The 17333-nt window shown below is 53.7% G+C and carries 12 protein-coding genes; 5 read left to right on the top strand and 7 right to left on the bottom strand.

Annotation, left to right across the window (positions count from 1 at the left end):
• Positions 1-139: 139 nt before the first annotated feature.
• Positions 140-907, bottom strand: coding sequence for an SDR family NAD(P)-dependent oxidoreductase (locus SR894_RS09015; RefSeq protein ID WP_133730674.1), 768 nt, complete (start codon positions 905-907; stop codon positions 140-142).
• Positions 908-1017: 110 nt separating this feature from the next.
• Between SR894_RS09015 and SR894_RS09020 the strand changes: the two genes are divergently transcribed.
• Positions 1018-1359, top strand: coding sequence for a winged helix-turn-helix transcriptional regulator (locus tag SR894_RS09020; protein ID WP_133730675.1), 342 nt, complete (start codon positions 1018-1020; stop codon positions 1357-1359).
• Between the two features lie 454 nt (positions 1360-1813).
• Positions 1814-4939 carry an ATP-binding protein gene (locus SR894_RS09025; RefSeq protein WP_133730676.1) on the top strand — a complete coding sequence of 1042 codons (3126 nt, stop codon included), beginning with the start codon at positions 1814-1816 and terminating at the stop codon, positions 4937-4939.
• 10 nt (positions 4940-4949) lie between these two features.
• Here the strand turns inward: SR894_RS09025 and SR894_RS09030 are convergent, their stop codons facing one another.
• The gene (locus SR894_RS09030; protein ID WP_246638247.1) at positions 4950-6596 is read right to left on the bottom strand and encodes an FAD-dependent oxidoreductase; all 1647 of its coding nucleotides are present in this window, start codon (positions 6594-6596) and stop codon (positions 4950-4952) included.
• Positions 6597-6836: 240 nt separating this feature from the next.
• Between SR894_RS09030 and SR894_RS09035 the strand changes: the two genes are divergently transcribed.
• Entirely contained in the window at positions 6837-7274 is a 438-nt protein-coding gene (locus SR894_RS09035) for a VapA/VapB family virulence-associated protein (RefSeq protein ID WP_166650335.1), read from the top strand.
• Positions 7275-7535: 261 nt separating this feature from the next.
• Entirely contained in the window at positions 7536-8102 is a 567-nt protein-coding gene (locus tag SR894_RS09040; RefSeq protein ID WP_133730679.1) for a macro domain-containing protein, read from the top strand.
• Between the two features lie 282 nt (positions 8103-8384).
• Here SR894_RS09040 and SR894_RS09045 read toward each other — a convergent pair whose 3' ends face one another.
• The 5 genes from SR894_RS09045 to SR894_RS09065 form a co-directional block, all read right to left on the bottom strand.
• Complete coding sequence (locus tag SR894_RS09045; RefSeq protein WP_133730680.1) at positions 8385-8786, bottom strand: hypothetical protein; 402 nt, start codon at positions 8784-8786, stop codon at positions 8385-8387.
• Positions 8776-10026: a poly-beta-1,6-N-acetyl-D-glucosamine synthase gene (gene pgaC / locus SR894_RS09050; RefSeq protein WP_133730681.1), complete on the bottom strand. Its 1251-nt coding sequence runs from the start codon at positions 10024-10026 to the stop codon at positions 8776-8778. The genes SR894_RS09045 and pgaC overlap by 11 nt, the downstream gene beginning before the upstream one ends.
• Entirely contained in the window at positions 10023-11984 is a 1962-nt protein-coding gene (gene pgaB, locus SR894_RS09055) for a poly-beta-1,6-N-acetyl-D-glucosamine N-deacetylase PgaB (RefSeq protein WP_223288777.1), read from the bottom strand. The genes pgaC and pgaB overlap by 4 nt, the downstream gene beginning before the upstream one ends.
• A complete protein-coding gene (gene pgaA, locus SR894_RS09060) occupies positions 11981-14407 on the bottom strand; it encodes a poly-beta-1,6 N-acetyl-D-glucosamine export porin PgaA (RefSeq protein ID WP_133730683.1) in 2427 nt (808 codons plus the stop codon). The genes pgaB and pgaA overlap by 4 nt, the downstream gene beginning before the upstream one ends.
• Positions 14408-14831: 424 nt before the next feature.
• Complete coding sequence (locus SR894_RS09065) at positions 14832-15722, bottom strand: LysR family transcriptional regulator (RefSeq protein WP_133730684.1); 891 nt, start codon at positions 15720-15722, stop codon at positions 14832-14834.
• A gap of 158 nt (positions 15723-15880) precedes the next feature.
• Between SR894_RS09065 and leuC the strand changes: the two genes are divergently transcribed.
• Positions 15881-17332, top strand: coding sequence for a 3-isopropylmalate dehydratase large subunit (leuC, locus tag SR894_RS09070; protein WP_133730685.1), 1452 nt, complete (start codon positions 15881-15883; stop codon positions 17330-17332).
• The last annotated feature ends 1 nt before the right edge of the window (position 17333 follow it).

Consider the following 17333-nt stretch of genomic DNA (forward strand, 5'->3'; position numbering starts at 1 on the left):
CCCCACTTTTTCATTGCGATAATGGCTCCACTGCTTAATGTTTTCTCTGCGGTACTTTCAGAGTCCGCAGAAGTTCTGGGCATTCAGTAGAGTCAGGGAAATGTTTAACAAATCTATTCAGTTTGTTCTGATCACCGGGTTAATTTCGGCCAGCGATGACACCTCCATCCACGTCCCATATGGCGCCTGTTACCCAACTTGCATCACCGCTCAGCAAGAAGCTAATCGCATGAGCAACATCTTCGGAAACGCCGATTCTTCCAATGGGATGAAAACTATCAAATGTGGCAAGCGTTTCGTCGATTTCACTCGGTTCAATGAATGATTCGTAAATGGGGGTCTTCACAACCGCAGGAGAAACGGCATTTACGCGAATATTTTTGTCGGCCAATTCCATCGCCATATGTTGCGTTAGCGTATGTAAACCGGCTTTAGCCATTGAATAGGCTGATGAAGGCGTGGCTTTAATGGCTTGTTTCGCCCACATTGATCCAACATGTACTATTGAACCGTCACCATTGGATACCATGTTTTTGGCGACAGCTTGAGAGATGAAGAATGCAGCACGGTTTAGCTCCAGGTAAGTGTCGTAATCCTTGCTCTCGTGTTCCAGAAATGGTGTTGGTTTAAACTTGCCCGCTGCATTTACAAAATATTTTATATGGCGGTCGTGATTAGCGACATAGTCAAGAATACGCTGAACATCATTGGCTTCGTAGAGGTCTGCTTGGATTGTTTCAATATTTCCCATTCCTGCAAGATGTTGCTTGGCAGCAGCAAGTTTTGAGGATGAACTACCAACTATGACCGTGGGAATGCCGCGTTCGAGCAGTAACTTTGCGGTAGCAAGACCCATTCCACTTGATCCGCCCACAATCAGGGCCAAAGAATTATTGGTGTTTTCCATCTGATTATCTCCACAGGTAGGTATTAAGGTGTGGATATAGGTTAAAATATATGTAAACTACTGAAAATTAGGCACAAACTGGTGCGGTAGGTACTTATTGGTACACATTGATGAAAACAAAGGAAAAAATATTTTTGAGGAAGTCAGCACCTGAGAAAAGTGCGCGTATGGTTGAAGCTATTTACGGTTGTAAGTGGTCATTAACTGTTTACCAGCTCCTGGCAAATGGCATCAACCGGCCTGGGGCAATGGTTCGTAATGTCGAGGGCTTAACCACCAAGGTGCTCAATGAATGCCTAAGGAAGAATACGGAATTTGGGATTCTGGAGCGCGTTAACTACAACGAGATGCCTCCTCGTGTTGAGTATAAAGTAACCCAGTTCGGCACTAGGTTTCTCCGTATTCTAGATGAGCTTGAAAAGCTGCAAAGCGAGATTGATAGTGAAGTATAAAAAGTCAGTGTATGGGACGAGTATTTGATTGCGGCGTTATAAGCCACCGGTAGCGCAACAACGGGGACACGCAAACCTTAAAAGACTAACAGTGTATCCCTTATGAGAAAAACGTTTGGGTGTCCCAGTTTTTTGGATTTCATCTAGATTTCAGTTTTAGGCTCGAGTTGACTATTCACAGGAAATCACATGGTTCATCTTTCCATACTCCACCGAGGCTTGTTGAGCTTGCTCCTCAGGGCCATTCGGCTCCTCGCCGTGCAGCTCGAGGTAGCAAGTGTCCGATGAGGCGCATCGACCTATTGATGCTGCTTTCGCCGTTATTGAAGACGCCAGCATGAACGCTTTCATAATACTGGCTATGTTTGGTAAGTTTGCTTTCCTCTAATCCTGAAAAGCTAATAATAAAGTGCGGTACCTATATGACCCAGATACGCTGGAAAGGAAATCAACAGTGTTAGCCCCCCATGATGGACGCCTGCGGTTAGACCGTGAGAGCTTGAAGCAGCATCGCAAGCGACTTGGCCTGAGTCAGGAAGCCCTAGCCGAGTACTGCTTTGACCGGCGCCTATGCGTCTCTATCGCGTCCATAAAACGGGCCGAGAGCGGACGAGCAGTGCTCTATCGAACTGCTCGTCACTTGGCCGAGATCTATGGAGTCGAGGTCAAAGCGCTGTCCGCGGGTACCGGAGAGAGCGCCGTGGCTGCCTCTAGTATAGAAGAGGTGGATAGTACACGTGTTCTGGTACAGCTTTACGCCGTGGCTGCCGACAATTCTGCTCTAGCGACATGGGTTCAGCACTTTGGCGGTAGCCTGGCAGAAGCGGGAACGGCTCTCTTTGGTCTGCCCCGGGCTTACCGTAGCGATGCTCAGCGTGCGCTGCTGTGCGCGACAACCCTGGTGGAGCAGGGCGGGGCAAAGAGCGTATACCTCCAGGCTGGCCACTGGCCGACGGCTACGCCCCCTTCAATGGCGGAGGAGTTGAGCGGCGTCTGGGTCGAGCGTGGAGTAGCGGTACAATTGGCCGAGCGCTTTGTTTTCGACGACGAAGGCGGTGATTGGCTGCGCTATCGCCATCTCCGGGACGAGGCTCAGGAGGCCCGCTTCGAGCTGGTGGGCCGCAGGGCAGAGTTGGGGCAGCTGAATGCCATCCTGGAAAGCACCCAAGCCTACCAGGCTGGCCATCTAATCTATATCCGCGGCGTGGCCGGCATTGGTAAGACCCGCCTTAGCGCCGAATTTGCCGAGATGGCTGCAGTCTATGCCGATCACCATCAGGCCGAGGTGTTGGACTTCGGCACGCGCGCCGATGAGGGCCCGTTGATGCAACTGGCGCGTTCTCTGCTGAGAACATCTGGAGAGGTGGAGGTGGTGGATGAGGCGTATCTGCTTGCACGCCTGTCTTCGCTGCGCCTACCCGTCGATCATGCCCTGGTGCTACGCCCGTTGCTGGGGCTGGTTCAGCCGGAGGGTGCCCAGCGTCTCTATGCGGCCATGACCCCGCAGACCCGCAGTCAGCGCTTGATCCTGGCACTCCGCGATATCCTCCTGGCGCGCTCCATTCATCGCCTCCAATTGCTGGTAGTTGAAGACCTGCACTGGGCCGATGAGGCACTGCTGGGAACTCTCACCGGGCTTTTGCAAGAGACGTTGGAAGCGCCAGTGATCTGGCTATTTACTTCGCGCCTGGAGCAGGATCCGCTGGAGACCCGCTTGAGGCAACAGTTGCCCGAGTTGCCCCTGACACTGATCGAGCTTCCACCGCTGCGTCCCCAGGAGGCCGAGGCCCTGGTAGCCAGCTTCAGTACAGTTCACGCCGAGCATGCCGCCCGCTGTGTCACCCAGGCCCAGGGCAACCCGCTGTTTCTAACCCAACTACTGTTGTTTCATCCCCATCGCAGCTTGCCAGCCAGCCTTTTCAACTTAGTACAGACCAAGTTGGATCAGCTCACCGACCTGGATCGTCGGGCTATGTGCATTGCCGCCGTCATGGGGCAACGCTTCTCCCTAGGCTTATTGCAGGAGGTGCTAGGGCAGACCGATTATCGCCCCGAACTCCCCCAGCGCTATAGTCTTGTGCGCCCCCTAGAAGAGGGGAGCTACCGTTTTGTGCATGACTTGATCCTGCAGGGCATCTACGAAGGGATTCCCAAGATACAGCGCGATCGTCTGCATCTCCGCTTGGCCGGGCTGTATAACGATGTAGAGCCGGTGCTGCAAGCACGCCATCTTCACCGTGCGCGTTCTCTGGAGGCACCGAATGCCTTCCTGCAAGCGGTTTCGGCGGAAATGGCTTGCTATCGGTATGAGGAAGCCCTGGAACTTCTTAGGCAATGCCGTTCTATCGATTATGCGCCGAAGGACGAGTACCGACTTGTACTGCTGCAAGGCCAGGTAGCGATGGCGACAGGGCGTATCCAGGTGGCTCGAGAGCACTTCGAGGCGTCGCGTACGTTTGCCCGGGAGGAGTGTCAGCGCATTACCGCAGATCTTTGGTTGGCTCGGGTGCTGAATATGCTCGATGCCCTGGAGGCGGAAGAGGCGATTCTGGACGGCCTGCTGCCTCTGGCCGAGGCCCTTGAGGATCCTTTGCCCCTCGCAGAGGCGCTTTACCTCAAGGGTAATCTCTATTTCCCCCAGGGCGACTTTGCCACCAGTCGCGCCTATCATACCCGAGCCCTTGAGCAGGCCCGCCATGGTGGCGACGTGCGCATTGAGATCCAGGCCCTAAGCGGCCTTGGCGATGCTCACTATGCCGAGGGGCAGATGCGCAGTACCCATAAGCTTTTCGACCACTGCGTTACCCTCTGCCGAACGCATGGTCACGCCGACCTGGAGGCCTCCAATCTCTTCATGCTGGGTACGGCCCGTATCTATGCTAATGAAACCGCACAGGCGCTGAGTGACTGTTTCGATGCTGCCGAGCTAGGTAAGCGAGTCGGCAATCGGCGTGCGGAAGTGGTAGCTCGGCTGACGGCGGCTTGGATTCTAATTTCCCAGGGAGATCCCATCCAGGCCGACGAGCAAGTCTCTCAGGCGATGGCGGTGGCGCTTGGCTTGGGATCAGGGCGGTTCGAAGCTTTTCTGCTGGAGAGTCGCGCCCGAATCGAGCTGATTACCGGACGACAGGCAGAGGCTCGAGCCAGTATCGAGCGTGCCTGGCAATTGGTGGAACAACATAGGCTGAAGGCTTTTATCGGCCCTTGGGTGCTAGGTACTCGAGCGCTGCTTGAAGAAGACCCTGAGGATCGCTCGGCGATGCTACAAGATGGCGAAGCGCTGTTGGATGCTGGCTGCGTGGGTCATAATGGTTATCGCTTTCTGATCACGGCTGCAGAAGTCTGTCTGCTTGACAACCGCCCGTCCGCGGCTCTCCATTATGCCCAACGCATGACCCAGCTGATGGCGGGGGAGCCCTGCGCTTGGGGTGAGCATCACCGGGCGCTGATCGAGGCTCACGCCGATTGGCTGGAGAGCGGCGATGCGAGCGCCCTTGAGACCTTGCGCGCTTGCTGGCTTAGGGGCGAAGCCGCTGGTTTGCTGATGACGATGCCATGCCTGGCTGCCAGTCGGCGCTAGCCCCGAAGCTTTACCTTTCCGTTGATGCTGTATCCCCCATTAGCAGGGTGACGAGATGTGCCGATTGTTCCAGGCACTGTTCCTGTAGCCCGGCACCGCGAGTCCAGCCTCCGGCAAATAGCAGCGGGCATAAGTCCTGGCGGCCTTCGCGGTGTCCCTGAGCAATGGTTTGGTTATAGCACTCTATTTCTGCTTGAGCCTCAAGGCAGTTGGCATCCAGCACATTGTGCTTGAATAAAGTCCAGGCCTTGGCCTCCAGGGCGTTGTCCAAGGGTGGCAGCTGATCCCTGTAGCCTGCCTCTCCGGGAGCAGCGGCCACTATTGCTGTAGGTTCGTCCAGTGGGGAGGGGCGCCGGTCGAGCATCTCGCTGCGAGGAATCTGGTTGAGGTCATCCACAAGGGAAACGAAGAACTGCGGCAGGCCTGCCTGATTGTAGGCCGGGTTCTCTGCATCATTCTGGTGGCGGTTTGCCACATAGTCGATACGGTAAGGGAAAAAGGTGTCTTCGGGGTTATGCACTTCGATGTTGTAGGTGCGCCAAAGGTTGCGATTCGGTGGCAAGCGGACGGCAGCGGTGTGGCAGACGCTATAGCTGCGAGTGTAGCGCACCTTGCTGAGTATATGCTGCAGGCTCCGTTGGGTGGCGGACAGGCCTTCACCAAATGTCAGCATCGGCAACGCATCTTCTGCATGGGTGGCCATGATTAAGAGGTCGGCCTCCCAGCGGCGTTCATTGGGGGCGGTGCGCTCGTTCAGCACTACACCTTGTGGCGAGAGGCTTGCCTCCACGTCGATGCCGCGCAGTATATTGACCCGGGGGGCAGGCGTCTTGGGATTGGAGATATGGGCGGCTAGGGCTTCCAACCAGTGTTGGGAGCCGTGCTGGAAGTAGCGGCGGTCTGGGGGCGAACCACCTTCCTGAATGCGGTAATACTCGAAAGGGGCTTGGAGCGGCATACCACCTGGGCCCCGATCATCAGCGAAGTACATTGCCGAAATGCGGGGATAGTAGATGATGCGGCGTATACGCTCCAGTCGGGCCGGCAGTGCAGGATCCTGCCAGTCGATGCGGATTTTTAAACGATCTGCCGCGGCTGCCAGCATCTCGGCGGGTGTGGCAACGCAGCTGTCGAAAAAGTCATCTACCGTATAACGCGGCATAATGCGTCGACTTTCCACCAAGTCGATAGCGCTCTGGTGTACTACGTCGATCAGCGGCGCAAGATTGCCACCTTCGACCCGGCTTAGCTCGTGGGCTGGGTCGCTTACGCCGCGAACCAGATCGCTGTCATCGGTTAGGGCAATCGTGCCGTCACGGGTGAAATAGCTTTCGGTATTCTCTAGCGGCTTCATGCGCTCTAGCTCGCCGATATCACTTAAAATGGCACGAAGGTGATGATAGGTGGCTAAGTTAACGTCATTGACCCCAAGGTCGGCCCAGCGGCGATAAGGCAATTCGGGTTTTTCCGGTTGACGAAGACTCCCCAGGTCGACCCACACCGTCTCTGCATTGCCGCCTAGCGTGGCTTTGCGCTCAAATATAGTAACCTCTATCTGCTGGGGCACTTGACTGCCGAGCTTCTGCAGATAATAAGCCAGCGACAGGCCGGATACGCCGCCCCCAATAATGGCGATCCTAAGCGGGCTAGTGTCCATTGTAATGCTCCTTATGAAGTCGTTTGCTCTAGAGTCTTTCAAGAGCACGTCGCTGCCAAGTGCGTTAGAGAAGCTGATACTGAAGTGATCCGTTGTGCTGTGTGTGGTCGATCGAGCGATTTCGGTGATACTAAGCTGATGCTGTGATTATTCGGAATCTAAGCTGGAATGCTTAGGGCAAGTAAGCCGCGGTCGATTACCGATCGTCTATTCCATGAGATCCGCAAGAGGTATCTACTGATGAACGCTCCTCAAGTCATTGATAGAAAACTGATCGCTCACGACTTTCGTGTTGCCATGGACAACAAGCTCGAACCTGAACAAATTGATGGCGTCGCCGAAGCATTGATGAGTTCCACGAAGTCCTATCCTGCTACCGGTAGCGTGGCCAGTCTGATCTTCTATCTCAAGTTTCAGGTCAATATCACCGATGGAAAATCCTTCAATGGGCACGCCGGAGGTGCTTCCTCACCTGGTGGCGGCGCCCTATTTGGGGATGTCTATACAGACGATCTTGATAGGCTCTATCGCGATACGGTGAGTTTCGAGTTTCAGTCCACGCCGGTTTATCTAAGCGTCCTGTTCTTCGACAGCCACAGCAAGCTGTTGGGGCACTTCCAGTCGGGGGCCGTATCCATTGTTACCGGTATTGGCGGTGGCAAAGGTAGCTGGGACTGAGTCATTCTCTTGGCTCTGCGACCCGGGGGAGCCGTTGGCGTCCTCGGGTATAGGTTTGTCTGCGAAAAGCGATCTCCGTGTTTTTGTTCTCGCGAGAGGAAGCTGGCATACATATTCGTGTAATCAGGCATTGGCGAGATGAAATTCGGGCTTGAACCGGAGATTGAGTTTGCCAAAATAAAGATTATAACCGGCAGCACTTGAAAGGAGAGTCTTCCTCAGCGGTCGCTAAGTTATGCGTGGTAATAGTCGGAGGAACTTATGAGCGACAAGAGCAGAATTAGCGTGCAGTGTTTGGTGGGTGATATTGCCCAACAGCCCGATGTAGACGCTGTGGTTAATGCCGCCAATGCGCAATTGAGAACCGGCGGCGGCGTTGCCGGAGCGCTTCATCGCGCCGCTGGGCCCGGCCTGGCCGAAGAGGGGCAGTCAATGGCGCCCATCAAGCCGGGCCAAGCGGTACTCACCGGCGGTCATAACCTGCCCAACCGCTGGGTAATTCACTGTCTGGGACCGGTATACGGTACCGACAAGCCGGAGGATCAGTTGCTAGCGGACTGCTACCGCAATGCGCTGAAACTCGCCGACGAGCAAGGTATTAAGCGGCTGGCTTTCCCAGCACTGTCTACTGGCGCTTTCGGCTATCCGGCGGAAGAAGCCGCACAAGTGTGTGCGGCTACCCTCGAAGCCGTAATACCCAGCTTGCATAAAGTGCGCCTGATCCGCTTTGTGCTGTTTAACGAAGCGGCCCGGCATACTCTCCATCAATCCCTGGCTCAACGCTTAACCATCGACCCGTCATCGGTGGCGATAGGCTCTAAATCCTAAAAGGAGCACCACATTGAGCAGGGTCAGATGCCTTTTAACCCTCGGCTTCGTTTTTCTTGCTAACGGGAGCACATTTTTTATTGTTGGCCTAGCCGCTCATTAGAGGACGCTTTGGGTGATTAGCCCCTCGTTTATTGTACTTGGCATTGCCTTTTTAGCCATTTCCAAGCCCCTTAAGAGCGCTCATAACAGCTCTTCTCCCTCTTGAAGAGGCAGGGCTTTGGCGTAAAGAAGTGCTTTCCATTCAGGCCCTAGGGCCTGAATGGATTGTTGCGGGCAGTGTTAGTTAGTGGCTTGGCTGGGCGGCGCGTTTATTGCTTGCTCGTGGGTTGAGTGCTCATCATCCATTTCGCTGTCCGTCTCGTTATCGAGTTTGAGCGTCGGCTGCTGAAAGTGGCGTAGCTGGCGCTTTAAGTAGCTGGTATAGAGATATTTGTTGTAAACCGCCCAGCAGTGAAATGTTAGGAATGTGACCAGAAAGCCGACTAAAACTAGCTTGATCATCACTGATCCAACAAGTTGTTCCAGAATCGCTTCTTCCACGATGAAGAACAGATACATTCTGCTCATCACCAAAGCCCAAAGGACTAGGGTGACGAGTGTGATTAAAGTATCGCGCGATCGATAACCCCAGCTTTTTTGGCATGGGTTGTCGATGATGACGGGCATCAGTTTATTGTTCATTGAATTGCTCCCCTCGGTCAGGACTAGTCCAGGTGGCGAGCCGACCCTTTTGGCGCATCATGGCTTTAGGGAAGGCAATTACAACGGTCGCCATATTGATAATCCAATAGGCGAATGGGTACCAGATACTCCAGTAAACACAGCGGAATATCTCTTTGTCATAGCGGCTGTCGATATAGAAACTGACGGCAAATTGAATAAAGCTGATAGCGATTAGAATGCTGCCAAAATAGGTGAGCAACTTAGCGGTGATTGGCCATGCCATGGGTAAAAAAAGTTGCGAGAACAACCAAGCAAGTATTAGCGTAATCACCGAGTAGCACCAAACCACGCTTACGATATATTCCAGCATCAACAGCCAGAAGCGGCGGTTTTTCCAGCGGATGGTTTGCGAGAAGTAGCGGAGGAATACCTCGCCACCACCTTGCGCCCAGCGCAGCCGTTGTTTGAAAAGGCCGCGCAGGGTTTCTGGCATAAGCACCCAGCACATGGCCCTGGGTTCATAGCGTACTTGCCCACCTGCTAGCTGTAATCGCCAGCTAACATCAATATCTTCGGTGACCATGTCGGTATTCCAGCCGCCTATATCTTCCAATCCTTTACGCCTAAACGCACAGATAACGCCAGAAATGGTAAATACCATTCCGTAGATGCGTTGAGCTCGCTTGATCAGGCCGATAATGGCGGAAAACTCGCCGGTCTGGATCTTGCCAATTGCTGTAGAACGCGTTCTTACCCGCGGGTTGCCGGTAACGCCACTAACCTTTGGACTACTCAGGAAGTGGCCGACCATATAGCCAATGGCGTCGTAGTCGAGTATCGCGTCACCATCAATGCCAACAATTATGTCCCCCGTGGCTTGGCTCAGTCCGTGGTTCATGGCGCTGGCCTTGCCTTGATTGTCTTGGTGCAACACCTTCAATGCAGGGTACTGCAGCGCTAAGGCGTCGAGCAGACTGGCGGTGTCATCTTTGCTGCCATCGTTAACCGCAATCACCTCCATAAACGGGTAGTTCTGTTTGAAGAGATGGTGGATGGTCTCATTTACATTGGCCTCCTCGTTATAGCAGGGCAGCAGTACCGTGACTTTAGGGGCGGTATCGTCCCACTCGAACGTGGCGGGCCAGGGCTGCTTACGTTCCCAGTGCAGGTAAAAGTAGATCCCGCCGCAGATCCATATCGTCGCCATCAGGCTCGGATAGCCAAGGGTAAAAATAGCGAGGTGGTCGAGAATGTTCATTGGATGGCCCTAAATCGACGTCCGATGGAAAATACTGGCCTCATGACATTGATGTTCGGGTGGTTTTGATGAAAATCATCCGGATAGTAGCCAATGTGTTTGATGCCTTCTTCACGCAGTATGCGTACCCACTGAGCCATCTCCTCACTGGATATTGGCGTTTGGGTATGCCAGTTTTGAGCCTGTAGCTCGAAAACCAACTGGTCGGCGCCTACCTGTGCCAATGAACGCTTGGCTAAGCCTCTGAGCCATTCGTTGGGATTCTCAGCCTCTTCCATATAGGGCATGGCCATCACAGCAACGAAGTCGTAATTCGCCGCGAAGTTTTGAATGTCTTGCGCAAACCAACGCTGGCTGCGTGGCTCCATTACCGTAACTGCATACAGGTTACGTGATGTCGTAAATACCTTGTTGTCGGCCTGACGATAGTAGTTAGCTGCTTGCGCTAGCTCTAGAGTGAAGTCCGTCAGGTATTCCGTTTTTAAGCGAGCCCAGATGGACATCAAGTTTTCGTCGTTACGTATGGCATTAATATCTCTGGGCAGCGATGCACGCTCATAGGTGGTCAACGCTTCTGGACTAGCATCCTCAAAGTCGGTAAAGAAAGCGTCATCGTGAAACAGTAGGCCATCGAATTTGGTTATACGGCCAAGGTCTTGGTAAATCTCACTGATGATGTTCCGATTCTTTGCCACGTAAGGCGAAAGCCGACGGTAGTGATCGGGTGATTCACTGCCCGTTCTTACATCGATGACATATTGGTAGCTATCGCCAAGATCAAACGACAGCACCGGCATCCAAGCGTAAACTTTAACGTTGGCGCGTTTCTTTAACTGCCAGGCAACCCGGTTGAACAGGTCAGCCCTCACCGGTAAGTGGCGGTTGGGAAAGTAGAGTGCATCCGCCACGCCGTCACCATCGGGGTCAGCGTAGGCCTGCAAGTAAACAGTGCTAACGCCGTAGCGAGAGATGCGCTCAATCAATCGGTCGAGATTTTGTTCTTGTTGAATGGGATCTGGGTCAAACACGTAATCTAAGTCTACGTGCACGATACGCTGCTCTTCATTCTCCCAAACGCGGTTAGACAGAATCTCCTCAATCGTTTCCAGGGTGGTTTCCTGGTCAATAAGGTAGCGGTTCATGCTGCGCATGGAATCTTGAAGCTGGTTAGGTGCACTGAGCAGGCTAAAGGTATAGTTCATGCCATATTCGGCGGCGAGATTGAGCGTCGCTTCGCTGTAGGCACCGTAGGGCCACACCATGATTCGGGGTGTACTCCCTAGCTGTTCCTGAAACCGCTGCCGTGTTCGTGCCATATCATTACGAATTCGCTCAAGGTAGTCGGCTTCGCTTTCATAACCGCTGCGGGTATTCCACATACTGGTTACTGCTGCCGCTTGCTCATTACCCATGGGGTTGCCGACAACGCCGTAGTGGAGGTTGTAGGAGTGAGATGCGATCTCAACCAGTGGCGATTCATCAAGGGTTTTTACCTGATCCCAGGTTAGGAAACGCTCGCGAGGGAGGGTGATGTTGCCGTAAGGCACTCGTCCGCCCGCTGGCACATCCAGCCAGCTACCTACGACTGCCTGTACCGCAGGGAAGTCGTACAGCTTGAGTAGCGGGAAGACAATATCGTGGAAGCTGCGATAGCCATCATCGAACGTCAGCAGCACCGCTTTTTCAGGAAGCGGTTGCCCGCCTGCTTTGGCATTGATGATCTGCTGCAAGCTGACCGGCTGATATCCGCCTAAAGCAATCAGGTTGAAGTGTTCTATTAACCGACCGCGAGTGATGGTCTGCGAATAGATATCCAGATCGGGAGTGACAGTTGAATCCACGACATCGTGGTAGCTGATCACCACATAATCACCCGCTGAGCGTGCGGCTTGAGCCTGCTGAATATTGACGATCACCAGCAGAACAGCACTCATTGCAATGACGCGCCAGAGTGTCATAGGAATCTCCATACAAAGCCGGCTGAAATAACATTGTCGTATTCAGGGACGCCGTCATAGACGGCTCTTTCACGAGTGATGCCATATTCGAAGCTCACATTGGGGACTAACTCCCAACTATGTTGGTAGCCAATTGACCAGGTGTTTTCACTGTCGAAACTCTCTTGCCAGTAACGGCCTGAGCCTAAGGAGATGGTCTGGATAAAGGACTGCCGATAATCGAACGGAATTTCATAATTAACTGACAGGACGCCTGCTAAGCTGGCGTCGCGTTCTGGGTTGAAATAGCTGGCTTCGACGTCATCATTGCGCGAAGCGGATACTTGAACCTCGCCGTTAATCTGCCAGCGATCCAGGTGGTAAAGCGTTTGATTCCAGTAGCCGTATACGGATTGCCGTAGGTTGCTATCTTCAAAGTCGGTGGCCATTACGCCGATCGCGCCAGCGCCGCGCTCGTCTCTGCGGTAGGCCAATTCAGCGCGATAGCGGTCAGCGTTGATGCCATCCCGTAGCGCCCGCAGCGGTGTATCGGTGGTATTGATTTCAACGCCCAGCGTGGTGGTGATGTGGTCTGTTGGGGCGTACTGCAGTTCGGCAAGTGCCAAGAAGTCGTCATTAAGCTGAGAACCATGGCCCGCCGCTAGCGTTACTGTGGCTGGGTGCAGGTTCCATTCGTAGCCCGCCACATTGTAAGAGGCATACAGATCCTCATCCTCAAACTCCCCGTACTGGCCAATGCGCTGAGCGAAGGGGCGGGAGCCGTTGTCGTTACGCGGGCCTTCCAAAAGCACTTCGTAGCGCCATTCACGCGATGCCTGGGTACCACTACCTTGGCCTTTGCTACGCTCAAAGGAGGAACTCAGTTGCGGCGCACGTAGTTCGCGCCACTCACGGGCCATATCGTCTCGTGATGTGCTTGGTCGTGCTGTTGCAATTTCTGTTGCTATCTCACTGGTAGTGCCTTTCCATTGGCCTCGCTGTAACCGAGAAAGCAATACGCCATGTTCGGCGACTTCTTGCCGGTCATGGGGCAATAAGGGCATCGCTTGCTGATAAGACTCCTCGGCTTTCCTTGGCCAGCCTCTGTCGCGTTCGATATCACCTTTGATGATCCATAAGTAAGGGTCAGCTGGCGCCTGAGCTTGATAAGCGGCAAGGCGTTCACTGGCCTCAGCTTCACGTCCGCGCCAGGCATCAAGAAGCACCTCTAAAAGTAATACTTTCTGATAGTTGGGGTTTTCGATACGAACGGTGCGAGTAAAGTCCAAGCGTTGCTCGGGTTCACTGGCGCGCCACTGTTCTAACAGTCTGTCCGCATCACGAAAGCGCTGGGCATCGGTGTAGCTGTAAAATAGCCCTTCGTTTAATGGGTCATCGGGATTTGTCGCCTGCTCAGGGGATTGTCGAATCAGGTTTTCGTAGAGCGCAATGGCCTCATTTGGGCGGCCCATACCATTAAGGGCATGAGCCCTGGCTCGGGAAACGTAGCTGGGCAACTGGCCGTGCTGATTCTCTAACCTCACGGCAAGTGCTTCAGCCTCAGAGAAACGCCTTAATTCGGCCAATGCCACTACCTTGTCGTATTCGGCGATGGTAATGAGTTCCTGAGGAGCATTCGGTGAGCTCAGAACGCTATTTAACTGTTCCAGGCCGCCGCGGGTTCTTGCCGGTTGGTCGGTGTGAATACCCAGCCGTATATCTGTTACTCCTTCATAATAGGTAAGCCAAAGCCGGTCACTGTCGCTGAATACCTCGGGATTCGTTTGCATAATACGTCGCGCTGCAGAGCTGGCACCCAAGCCTACCGCCAGCCGATAAAGCGCGTGGAGTTCACTGGTATTATTGGGGTCTTGCGCAACCAGCTTTTGGCGGGCATCCAATTCTTGTGTTGCATTCGCGGTTTTTGCGGCTAGATAGCCCTTTGCTTCAAGCCCCGCTGTGGTGGTGCCTGCTACTTGGTTATATTGCTGTAGGGAGATATCGGCCAAGGTGTAGTTGCCCATGTCGGTCTGGACTAGCGCTTGTCCAAGCCATCCCTCAGCGTTAGAGGGATTGCGATAGCTAAGCGCTCGAAACAGCTCAAGGGCCTGATCGTAATCACCCGCACTGCGCGCAGCTCCCGCCAAGTTGGCAAGTTCTGAATCGCTGTAATTTTCCGTTTGGCACCAGTCACAAACGGCTAGCGCTTCTTGATGGCGAGAGGCGCGTACTAGCAGTGCCACCAAGTCTTCGCGAACACGAACATCGCGTGTTTGGAAATAAAGCGTCTTTAAGCCATCAATTGATGCTTCCAGAGCCCCCTGGCGTGCTTGGATAACCAAGGCTTCGCGTTGTGCGTCAGTAGACGTTTGCCCATATGCCGCGCCCGAGGTTAGCCAGGCGAGTAGGCAAATTGGGAGTAGGGAGCTAGGACGATTTTGCATGGTGATATTCCTACCCTGGGAGCTAATGACAATTGTTTTGTAATCAAATGTATCTTTCCAGTGTATAGGAGTATCTTTAAGTAAATATTGGAATAAAACGTGAACTTGCAGAGGAATATCATCAGCAAAAGAGCTGAGAAAATTCATTAAGGGTCTATGAAAGTCTCTCATATAGCCGTGGTTGGTAGGTTTTAGTATCGCCTTGAAAAAATATGGTTACTCAGAAATTAGCTGAGCTGTTTTAGCCCATGCTGCTCTGAACATTCGTCTGACAGGGCAGGCTATTAGTTTGCATTTTGGGCCTAAGTTACGGGATGTTACGAAATGGAGCGGGTATGACAAACGTTATTCACCACCAAGACCATGTTTCTGCGGTGCTGTAAGCGTCAGCATTCAGGCGTGATTAAAGCCCTGCACTATTACGCTAACTGTGCCGAGCGGCTTCAAGCTCCTCAATCATTCGGCGCGCTGCATTTGAAAGCGTTCGATTGGTATGCACTAAATAGCCCAGCGGTCGGTAAATAGGCGGGGTGTCTACCTTAAGCTCTACCAGCTCGCTATCGATCATCTTTTCTGGCAGTAGGCTCCAGCCTAATCCTACGCTGCACATCATTTTTAGCGTTTCTAAGTAGTTGGTCGCCATGCTAACAGGCAATTGAAGGCCAGCTTCGTTAAAGCGTTTCGCAATAAGTGACCCTGTAAAGGTCTTCGCCCCCGGCATTACGCAGTTGAATTCGCACAGATCGGCCAATGACAGGAGGCTTTGAGGCGCTCGGGCGTGGGTGGCAAGTGGGTGGTCAATCGCACAGATAAAGCAGAGCCTATCGCGCCACAGTTCTACGACCTGCAGTTGCTCATGGGGGTGGGGGGCAAGCGTCACCACCGCCATTTCCAAAGTGCCATCCAGTACCCCCTGGTAAGCCTGCTCAGAATCCAGAAAATGCAGGTCGAGTTCGACTTCCGAGTGGCGCTGGGTGTACTGCTTTAACAGTGGTGGTAAGCGGTGCAAGCCAATATGGTGACTGGTGGCCAGGGTGAGCTTGCCGCCCACTTGTCCAGAAAGGTTGGCTAGCGCCCGGCGGCTGTCCTCAACGGTAAACAGGATGCGCCGCGCTTGAGGTAGCAGCACATTCCCGGCTTCGGTTAGTGCAATACGCCGACCAATGCGGTCAAACAGCCTTGCACCTACCTGAGACTCCAAGGTAGCGATGCGTTTGCTAACGGCGGGCTGAGTAAGATAAAGCTGTTCCGCTGCGCGGGAGAAACTTTGCGTATCGGCGACAGCCAGAAAGGCTTGTAGGCTTTGGGTATCCACTTACGAATCCTTGAATAAGTATTCCTATTTGGAATCTAATCTATGAATAACATGAATTGCTTTTATGCGCGAGTCGCGTAACACTCGTGCTATCGCCATATAAGCAGCACGAAGAGGCTGCCATAACGAACTAGCAGGGCAACGCCCAGGAGAGCCATATGTCAGGTCAAACACTTTACGACAAACTCTGGAATCAGCATTTGGTCAAGCAGCGTGATGACGGCACTGCGTTGATCTATATCGACCGCCAGCTGCTTCACGAGGTGACCTCGCCGCAAGCGTTTGAAGGCCTGCGTTTAGCTAACCGTAAGCCGTGGCGTTTGGATGCTAACTTAGCCACGCCCGACCATAACGTGCCAACGACCATTAAAGAGCGCGCCGAGGGCAACAGCGGTATTAAAGACCCGGTGTCGTTGATTCAGGTGCAAACCCTGGACGACAACTGCCTTGAGTACGGCATCGAAGAGTTCAAAATCAACGATCCGCGTCAGGGCATCGTGCACGTAGTTGGCCCCGAGCAGGGGGCCACGCTGCCAGGAATGACCGTGGTGTGTGGCGACTCCCATACCGCGACCCACGGCGCTTTTGGTGCTTTGGCCCACGGTATCGGCACCTCGGAGGTCGAGCACGTGATGGCGACTCAGTGCTTGCTGGCGCAAAAAATGAAAAATATGCAGGTGCGCGTGGAAGGTGAGCTGGGCCTGGGAGTAACAGCAAAAGATGTGGTACTGGCAATTATCGGCAAGATTGGCACCGCTGGCGGCACTGGTTATGCCATTGAATTTGCCGGTAGCGCGATTGCCTCGCTCTCTATGGAAGGGCGCATGACCGTTTGCAACATGGCCATTGAAGCGGGCGCACGGGTGGGTTTGATCGCCGTTGACGAGACCACCATTGATTATCTGGCCAAGCGTCCCTTTGCGCCTACCGCAGAGCAGTGGGATGCCGCCGTGGCAGATTGGCGCAACTTAGTGTCTGACGACGATGCGCAGTTCGATAAGGTGGTTACTTTGCAGGCTGAAGAGATCGAGCCACAGGTGAGCTGGGGTACCAGCCCTGAAATGGTCACCGGTATTTCCGGTCAAGTGCCTGATCCGCAGGCCGCGCTGGATGAAACCGTGCAGCGCAGCCACACTCGCGCACTCGAGTACATGGGCCTTCACCCCAATCAGAAAATCACTGATATCAAGTTGGATAAAATCTTTATCGGCTCCTGCACCAACTCGCGTATTGAAGATCTACGCGAAGCCGCCAAAGTCGCCAAGGGTAAAAAGGTAGCTGATTCCATCAAGTTGGCCATGGTGGTGCCGGGTTCTGGCTTGGTGAAGCGCCAAGCTGAAGCGGAAGGTCTGGATAAGATCTTTATTGAAGCAGGCTTTGAGTGGCGCGAGCCGGGCTGCTCCATGTGTTTGGCTATGAACGCGGATAAACTGGGTGCCGGTGAACACTGCGCTTCGACCTCTAACCGCAACTTTGAAGGGCGCCAGGGCTACGGTGGCCGCACGCACCTGGTCAGCCCGGCCATGGCAGCGGCAGCGGCGATTGCCGGTCACTTTGTTGATGTTCGCAGCTTGCCCGCTAACGACGCCACTCACGCTCAGGAGGCCTAAA

Source organism: Vreelandella neptunia (genome assembly GCF_034479615.1).
Lineage (GTDB): Bacteria > Pseudomonadota > Gammaproteobacteria > Pseudomonadales > Halomonadaceae > Vreelandella > Vreelandella neptunia.

Coding starts and splice junctions, on each gene's coding strand:
- SR894_RS09015 (WP_133730674.1), bottom strand. CDS start 907: ATGGAAAACACCAATAATTCTTTGGCCCTGATTGTGGGCGGATCAAGT.
- SR894_RS09020 (WP_133730675.1), top strand. CDS start 1,018: ATGAAAACAAAGGAAAAAATATTTTTGAGGAAGTCAGCACCTGAGAAA.
- SR894_RS09030 (WP_246638247.1), bottom strand. CDS start 6,596: ATGGACACTAGCCCGCTTAGGATCGCCATTATTGGGGGCGGCGTATCC.
- SR894_RS09035 (WP_166650335.1), top strand. CDS start 6,837: ATGAACGCTCCTCAAGTCATTGATAGAAAACTGATCGCTCACGACTTT.
- SR894_RS09040 (WP_133730679.1), top strand. CDS start 7,536: ATGAGCGACAAGAGCAGAATTAGCGTGCAGTGTTTGGTGGGTGATATT.
- SR894_RS09045 (WP_133730680.1), bottom strand. CDS start 8,786: ATGAACAATAAACTGATGCCCGTCATCATCGACAACCCATGCCAAAAA.
- pgaC (WP_133730681.1), bottom strand. CDS start 10,026: ATGAACATTCTCGACCACCTCGCTATTTTTACCCTTGGCTATCCGAGC.
- pgaB (WP_223288777.1), bottom strand. CDS start 11,984: ATGACACTCTGGCGCGTCATTGCAATGAGTGCTGTTCTGCTGGTGATC.
- pgaA (WP_133730683.1), bottom strand. CDS start 14,407: ATGCAAAATCGTCCTAGCTCCCTACTCCCAATTTGCCTACTCGCCTGG.
- leuC (WP_133730685.1), top strand. CDS start 15,881: ATGTCAGGTCAAACACTTTACGACAAACTCTGGAATCAGCATTTGGTC.